At 72.4% G+C, this 6,167-nt stretch carries 8 protein-coding genes; 4 read left to right on the forward strand and 4 right to left on the reverse strand.

The features are described 5' to 3' along the window. The first annotated feature begins 410 nt into the window (after positions 1-410). From AB8Z36_RS29430 to AB8Z36_RS29440, 3 genes are all read left to right on the forward strand, one after another. On the forward strand, positions 411-509 hold the full coding sequence (locus tag AB8Z36_RS29430) for a hypothetical protein (RefSeq protein WP_440582025.1): 99 nt from the start codon (positions 411-413) through the stop codon (positions 507-509). A gap of 144 nt (positions 510-653) precedes the next feature. Continuing rightward, positions 654-995 (forward strand): ANTAR domain-containing protein, encoded by a 342-nt coding sequence (locus AB8Z36_RS29435; protein WP_369216428.1) that lies wholly within the window; start codon positions 654-656, stop codon positions 993-995. 64 nt (positions 996-1,059) lie between these two features. Beyond that, positions 1,060-1,578: an ANTAR domain-containing protein gene (locus AB8Z36_RS29440; RefSeq protein WP_369216429.1), complete on the forward strand. Its 519-nt coding sequence runs from the start codon at positions 1,060-1,062 to the stop codon at positions 1,576-1,578. A gap of 48 nt (positions 1,579-1,626) precedes the next feature. Here the strand turns inward: AB8Z36_RS29440 and AB8Z36_RS29445 are convergent, their stop codons facing one another. Then, complete coding sequence (locus AB8Z36_RS29445) at positions 1,627-3,228, reverse strand: sensor histidine kinase (protein WP_369216430.1); 1,602 nt, start codon at positions 3,226-3,228, stop codon at positions 1,627-1,629. 108 nt (positions 3,229-3,336) lie between these two features. Here AB8Z36_RS29445 and AB8Z36_RS29450 point away from each other — a divergent pair, with 108 nt between their 5' ends. Continuing rightward, on the forward strand, positions 3,337-4,107 hold the full coding sequence (locus AB8Z36_RS29450; RefSeq protein WP_369216431.1) for a response regulator: 771 nt from the start codon (positions 3,337-3,339) through the stop codon (positions 4,105-4,107). On the opposite strand, the gene AB8Z36_RS29455 is transcribed toward AB8Z36_RS29450, so the two are convergent. The 3 genes from AB8Z36_RS29455 to AB8Z36_RS29465 all read right to left on the reverse strand — a co-directional run. Beyond that, positions 4,074-4,913, reverse strand: coding sequence for a SigB/SigF/SigG family RNA polymerase sigma factor (locus tag AB8Z36_RS29455; protein ID WP_369216432.1), 840 nt, complete (start codon positions 4,911-4,913; stop codon positions 4,074-4,076). The two genes, AB8Z36_RS29450 and AB8Z36_RS29455, sit on opposite strands and share 34 nt — an antisense overlap. Positions 4,914-5,223: 310 nt before the next feature. Next, the gene (locus AB8Z36_RS29460; RefSeq protein WP_369216433.1) at positions 5,224-5,928 is read right to left on the reverse strand and encodes a GAF and ANTAR domain-containing protein; all 705 of its coding nucleotides are present in this window, start codon (positions 5,926-5,928) and stop codon (positions 5,224-5,226) included. A gap of 134 nt (positions 5,929-6,062) precedes the next feature. Beyond that, on the reverse strand, positions 6,063-6,167 hold a 105-nt coding region (locus tag AB8Z36_RS29465), incomplete at its 5' end, for a sigma factor-like helix-turn-helix DNA-binding protein (protein ID WP_369216435.1).

Raw genomic sequence — 6,167 nt, forward strand, 5'->3', positions numbered from 1 at the left:
CACCCTGCTCGCCTCCGCCACGSYSGCCGCGGCGAGAGCCCCCGCGGCGAGCGTGGCGGAGGSGAGCAGGGTGCGTACGTTCGTCATGCCGAGATCAACGAAGGCGGAGGCGAACGGACACCGCGTGCCGCCGTACGCGGGACGGGCCACGGGCCGGGGGAGCGGCCCTCACTACGCCTCGGCGAGCAGCATGCCCTCGGTGGCCCCGAGGCCCTACGGATCGCGGAGGTGCCGCGCCCCGAGCCGCTGCCCACCGAGGTCCTCGTACGCGTCCATGCCGCGGGCATCAACCCGTTGGACTGGAAGACCCGGGAGGGCGGCGGGATGGCGGGGGTGCTCGGCGAGCACCCGAGGGACCGGCCCTGGCGGCCGTCGCCGGTCTCGTCGACGCGGGCACGGTACGGATCGAGGTGGAGGAGTCCTTCCCGCTGGACGAGGTGCGGCAGGACCACCTCAAGGGTGAGTCCAACCGCACCCGCGGCAAGCTGGTCCCGCGCGTCGTCTCCTGAGTCCGCGCGCCCGGCGCCGTCCCCCGGCCCGCGCGCCGCCATCTCGGGTGAACGCCGCGTCGCTACGCCCGCCCCCCGGTGGGCGCGGGCAGGATGGGCGCGGGCGCGCAGACGCCCGGCTCTCCCCAGACCCCGGAGGCAACGGTGAGTACTGACGCGCCCGCGAGACCGCAGACGCAGGACCCGCCAGCGGCGGCGACGGCCGGGCGGGCGGCGCACGACGAGACGCCCCTCGCGGCGGCGCACCCGCAGGCCACGATGTACCACGCGATCGGTGTCCTGCTCGTCCTGGGGAGGCTGACCCCGGAGGAGGCGCGCAGCGTGCTGCGCACCATCTCCCAGCGCACCAACACCAAACTGCGGGACGTGGCCACGCTGCTCGTCCAGTGGGCCAGGTCGGGCGATCTGCGGGCCGACATCCGCAGCGAACTGGCGCGGCAGCTGCGGCCCCGCCCCCGGGGCGGTACGGCGGCGCCGCGTGGCTGAGGACGGGCGCACCGGCACCGGGGGCCATGAAAGCGCACGGTGTGGGCAGCTTCCCCTTATGGCAGTGGACGTGAACGTTCTGCGCGAGCAACTGGACATCAACCAGGAGTGGTCCCGCGCCCTGATGCTCAGAGCGCGGGAGGCGTCGTACGACAGCCGCCAATTGCGCTCCAGGCCGCGTCGGGACGGCTGCGACCAGCCCCCCGCTCCGTGCACCGCCCGGTCGGCGCGGCGGCGCGCCCCTGGGCTGCCCGCGCCCGCGGCGGGGACCGGGCGGCGGGCGATGGCCGCCGTGGCCTCCGCCGAGGCGGCGGCGGACGAGCTGCGCCGGGAGAACGCGCAACTGCGGGAGGCGCTCGTCGGCCGCCCGTTGGTGGACCAGGCGCGGGGCGTGCTGATGGCGGTGGCGGCGTGCGGCGCCGACGACGCCCTGAAGATCCTGGTGGGCACCTCCCAGCACGCCAACGTCAAGCTGCGGCGCGTCGCGGAGCTGGTGGTGGCCAGCGCCGCCGAAGGCGATCCGCCCGAGCCGGTGGCCACGCACCTGCGGCAGGAGCTGGCCCGGCACGCCGCCGGACGGTGAGGTGAGCCGGAGTCGCGCGCGGCGGCGGTTCCCGCGGGCCGGGTGCGGTCAGGCCTCCAGCTCCGCAGGGGCCGTGGGCTCCGCCGGGGCGGCGTCGGGGCGCGCGAGCGGTTCGGGGGCCAGGGTGAAGGTGATGCGCGCGCCCTCGCGGTAGTCCGGGTCGACGGCGATGGTGCCGCCGTGGAACTCGACGATCTTCTTGCACATCGCCAGGCCGATGCCGCTGCCGGGATAGGCGTCCTTGGTGTGCAGCCGCTGGAAGATGACGAAGATCTTCTCCGTGAACTCCTCGGGGATGCCGATGCCGTTGTCGGTGACGGTGAACCGCCACAGATCGTCCTCGCGGGCCGCGGTGACATGGATCGCCGGTGCCGTGCCCGGACGGCGGAACTTCACCGCGTTGGCGATGAGGTTCTGCCAGAGCATGCCCATCTGGGTGGGGTCGGCGACCAGGGTGGGCAGCGCGTCGTGGGTGATGGTCGCCCCGGACTCCTCGACGCTGACGCTGAGCGCGGACAGCGCCCGCTCGAAGACCTTGTTCAGGTCGACGTCCTGCTGGTCGTTGTGGAGCCGCCCGACCCGGGAGAAGTCGAGCAGGTCGTTGATGAGGACCTGCATGCGGTTCGCCCCGTCGACCGCGAAGTCGATGTACTGGTCGGCCCGCTCGTCGAGCTGCCCGCCGTAGCGCCGCTGGAGGAGCTGGGTGAAGCTGGAGACCTTGCGCAGCGGCTCCTGGAGATCGTGCGAGGCCACGTACGCGAACTGCTCCAGCTCGGCGTTGGAGCGCCGGAGGTCCGCCGCCTGCGCGTCCAGGCGCATCCGCGCCTCCTCCTTGTAGTCCAGCTCCCGTACGAGACGGCGGCGCATGGAGTCGATCTCGCCGCTGAGGTGCCGCAGGTCGGCGGGGCCCGTCGGGGTGAAGGGGTGCTCGAAGTCGCCGCCCGCGATGGTGCGGGCGTCCGCGCCGAGCCGCTCCAGGGGGCGGTTGATGCCGCGGCGCAGGCCCTCGAAGACGACGGCGATGAGGGCGAGCACGACGACGCCGATGGCGCTGAACACCCAGTTGCGCAGGACCATCGTGTGCACCAGGTCGTCCCTGGCCCGGGCGCGGTCCGCGCGCAACTGCCGCTGCTGGTCGTTCAGGGCCTTGCGCACGCGGTCGAAGGAGGTCTTGCCCTCCGCGGCCCGCTCGGTGGCAAGGGGCGAGGGCGAGCCGGGACGCGCGGCGGCGATCGGCCTGGCGATCCGCTTCTGCCATCCGGTGACCGCTTCCCGCACGGTGGCGAGGTTCTCCTGCCCGGCGCGGTCGCCGTCGAGGAGCTCGGCCAGCTCCCGCATGCTCGCCCGCTGCTCGATGAGCCCCCGGTCGTAGGGGGTCTTGAACTCCGGGGTGCCGGTGAGGCCGTAGCCGCGGATGCCGGTCTCCTGGTTGAGCATGGCCGACTCGAGGCGGATCGCGGTCGTCAGGGCGGGGGAGCGCTTGTCCGCGAGGTCGGCGCTGAGCGCGCCGGTACGCGCGAGCACCCACGCTCCGGTCGAGCCGAGCACCACCAGGACCAGCAGCGACACGGCCGCTCCCACGCGCAGCCACCGCCGTGTCGTCCACGCGAACCGCCCGTCCGCGCGCGCTTGCCTGGGAACGCCGGTCATGACTGGACTCCTTGCTGGGACGGCCGCTGCGAAGATGCGGCGAGCACACTCTAGAGGCTCGACAACGTTTGTTGTCATCGGGTGGCCCGGGGACCTAGAGTGCCGGACATGCCAGGCAAGACCTTCCGGCCGGGGACCACCGAGCAGGAGATGGCCGCCCTCGCCGACACGGCCGTCGGCGACCTCGCGCGGAGCATCGTCAGCGAGCAGCTGCGGGCCGCCGCGCACCCGGCGCCGGGCGACCCGGCACAGGCCCTGGCCCTGCTGCACGTACTGGCCCACCTTCAGCAGGCCACCGAGCGGCTCCAGCGTGACGCGGCCGAGGCAGCCGCCCACACGGGCGCCGGATACCCCCAGATCGGCGCGGCATGCGGGCTGACCCGCCAAGGCGCCCGGCGGCGCTGGCCCGGCCTCTTCCACCACTCCCACGAAAAACCCACGGAGCATCCGATGATCGCCACCCCCGCCCGGCCCTTCGACGTCCTGCTCGTCGAAGACGACGTCGCCGACGCGATGCTCATCGAGGAGGCGCTCTGCGAGCGCGGGGCGCGCAATCTGACGCAGGTCAAGGACGGGGTCGCCGCCCTTGAACACCTCCGTGACCCGGACACCGCGCGGCCCGACCTCATCGTCCTGGACCTGAACATGCCGCGGATGAACGGCCGGGAGCTGCTGAAGGTCCTCAAGGCCGACGACGACCTCCAGACCATCCCCGTGGTCGTGCTGACCACCTCCAGCGCTCCCGACGACGTGAACGGCGCGTACAGCAGCCATGCCAACGCCTATGTGACCAAGCCGGTCAACCTGGAGGAGTTCGAGCAGGCCGTCCAGAGCATCGACGCCTTCTACCTCGACACCGCCACCCGCCCCCGCCCCTGAGGGGTCGTCCCTTCGGTGTCGTCGTCGCGTTCGACATGGGCCCGGACGCGGCGGCAGGCGTGGGCAAGCAGGCGGGAGACGTGCATCTGGGAGATGCCGAGCTCCTCGCCGATGCGCGCCTGCGTCATGTCGTGGAAGAAGCGCAGATAGAGGATGTGGCGCTCCCGCTCGGGCAGATGGGCCAGGCACGGCTTGACCGCCTCGCGTGCCACGACGGCGTCGAAGCGCGGTTCGGTCAGGCCGAGGGTGTCGGCCAGCGCCGAGGAGCCGTCCTCGCTGCCCGCGCTGAGCTGGGCGTCCAGGGACAGGGCGCGGAAGCTCTCGATGGCCTCCAGGCCGGCCAGCACCTCCTCCTCGCTGAGCTGCCCGTGCTCGGCGATCCGCGCCACGGTCGGGAAGCGGTCCGTGCCGGTGCTGAGCTCACGGATGCTGGCGCGCACCTGTGTACGCAGCTCCTGCACGCGCCGGGGCACATGGATGTGCCAGGCGTGGTCCCGGAAATGCCGCTTGATCTCGCCGATGATCGTGGGGACGGCGTACGGGGCGAAGGGGCCGTGCGCCGGGTCGTAGCGGTCGACGGCCTTGACCAAGCCGAGGGCCGCCACCTGCTCCAGGTCCTCCAGCTGCTCGCCGCGGTCACGGAACTTGGCGGCGAGGCGGCGCGCCATGGGCAGCCAGGCCTCCACCAGTCGAGCGGTGAGCCGCTGCCGCTCCGGGCCCGGCGGAAGCGTGACCAGGCGTTCGAAATCGGCGGCGGTGTCCGGCGCGTCGGGGCGGCGGTGGGGGTGTCCTGCCCTCGTCGGCATGTGTGTGGCCTCCCGTAGGACTGTCGTGATCAACAGCACGGGAGCGCGACGAGGCACACCTAGGGACGGCCCACAAGGGTCCGCTCCCGCGGATGTGCCTGGTCCTCAAGCACGTCAAAAGGCCATTTGTCCGCGATGGGCGGGACCAAACAGCTGTCCGGCCCCCGTCATCGCTTCCGGGACTTTTCCGATCGTACGGCTCTGTCGCGCGAAGGCGTCGCAGCGTGCGGCACATGGGTCACGAGCCGCGCCGGTGGCTCCGCGTGGCGGGGGCATCCGGCCGGGGCGGAGGCGGCCTACTAACGGCCTACTAACGGGACCCGGGAATCTCTCCGGTGCGAACGACGGCGCGGGCCACGTCGCGGAGCTTGACGTTCTGGTCCTGGGAGCTCTTGCGCAGCACCGCGAACGCCTGCTCCTCTCCGACCTTGTACCGCTCCATCACGATGCCCAGGGCCTCGCCGACCTCGCCGCGCGCCTCCAGCGCCTCACTGAGCTGGGCGGACGTGCGCGCCCCGGCGAACGCCACCGCGGCGTGGGAGGCAAGGAGCCAGCCCACCTTCTCGGAGTCCTCGGTGAAGGCGTGCGGCCGACTGGAGTACAGGTCGAGCGCGCCCAGTGTGTGCTCGTCGGTGAACAGCAGGAAACCCATCACCGAGGAGATGCCGAGCTCGCGTGCCTTGGGCGCGTAGCGGGGCCAGCGGTCCGCGTCGGCGGACATGTCGGCGATGCGGTAGACCTCGCTGCGGCGCCGGTAGGCGTCGAAACACGGGCCCTGTCCCGCCTCCTGCTGGAGGTGGTCGGAGTGCAGGACCCGCTCGCTGGTGGCGGCCAGGGAGCGCACGTCCCACTTGCCCCGCACGACGAGCACACCGGCGTCCTCGCACCCGCTGACCAGTGCGACCGTGTGCCGCACGATCTGGTCGAGGGTGTCCTGCACGGTCTTCTGCCGCAGCAGGGTCCTGGCCATGTCGGCGAGCTCGGTCGAGAGCTCCTCCCACTGTTCGCGGCGCATGTTCTTGCTCCCTTTCTCTCGGAGGTGAGCTTTTACCCCCGTATGCGCAGCGTGCACCACAAAGGCCCCCGTGCCCCGCAGGCGCGAAACGGCGGCGGGGCAGGGGGCCGGGGGATCGGCGGTGTCTCTGACGTCTACTCGCGGTCCATGAGGCCGGTGCGGAGTTTGGTGACGGTGCGGGTGAGGAGGCGGGAGACGTGCATCTGGGAGCAGCCGAGGTGGTCGGCGATCTGCTGCTG

It is taken from the genome of Streptomyces flavofungini (assembly GCF_041028215.1).
GTDB classification, from domain to species: Bacteria; Actinomycetota; Actinomycetes; order Streptomycetales; family Streptomycetaceae; genus Streptomyces; species Streptomyces flavofungini_B.

What these genes read in the sequence shown, in the direction of transcription:
- AB8Z36_RS29445 (WP_369216430.1), bottom strand. Translation starts at nt 3,228, where the DNA reads ATGACCGGCGTTCCCAGGCAAGCGCGCGCGGACGGGCGGTTCGCGTGG.
- AB8Z36_RS29460 (WP_369216433.1), bottom strand. Translation starts at nt 5,928, where the DNA reads ATGCGCCGCGAACAGTGGGAGGAGCTCTCGACCGAGCTCGCCGACATG.
- AB8Z36_RS29455 (WP_369216432.1), bottom strand. Translation starts at nt 4,913, where the DNA reads ATGCCGACGAGGGCAGGACACCCCCACCGCCGCCCCGACGCGCCGGAC.
- AB8Z36_RS29450 (WP_369216431.1), top strand. Translation starts at nt 3,337, where the DNA reads ATGCCAGGCAAGACCTTCCGGCCGGGGACCACCGAGCAGGAGATGGCC.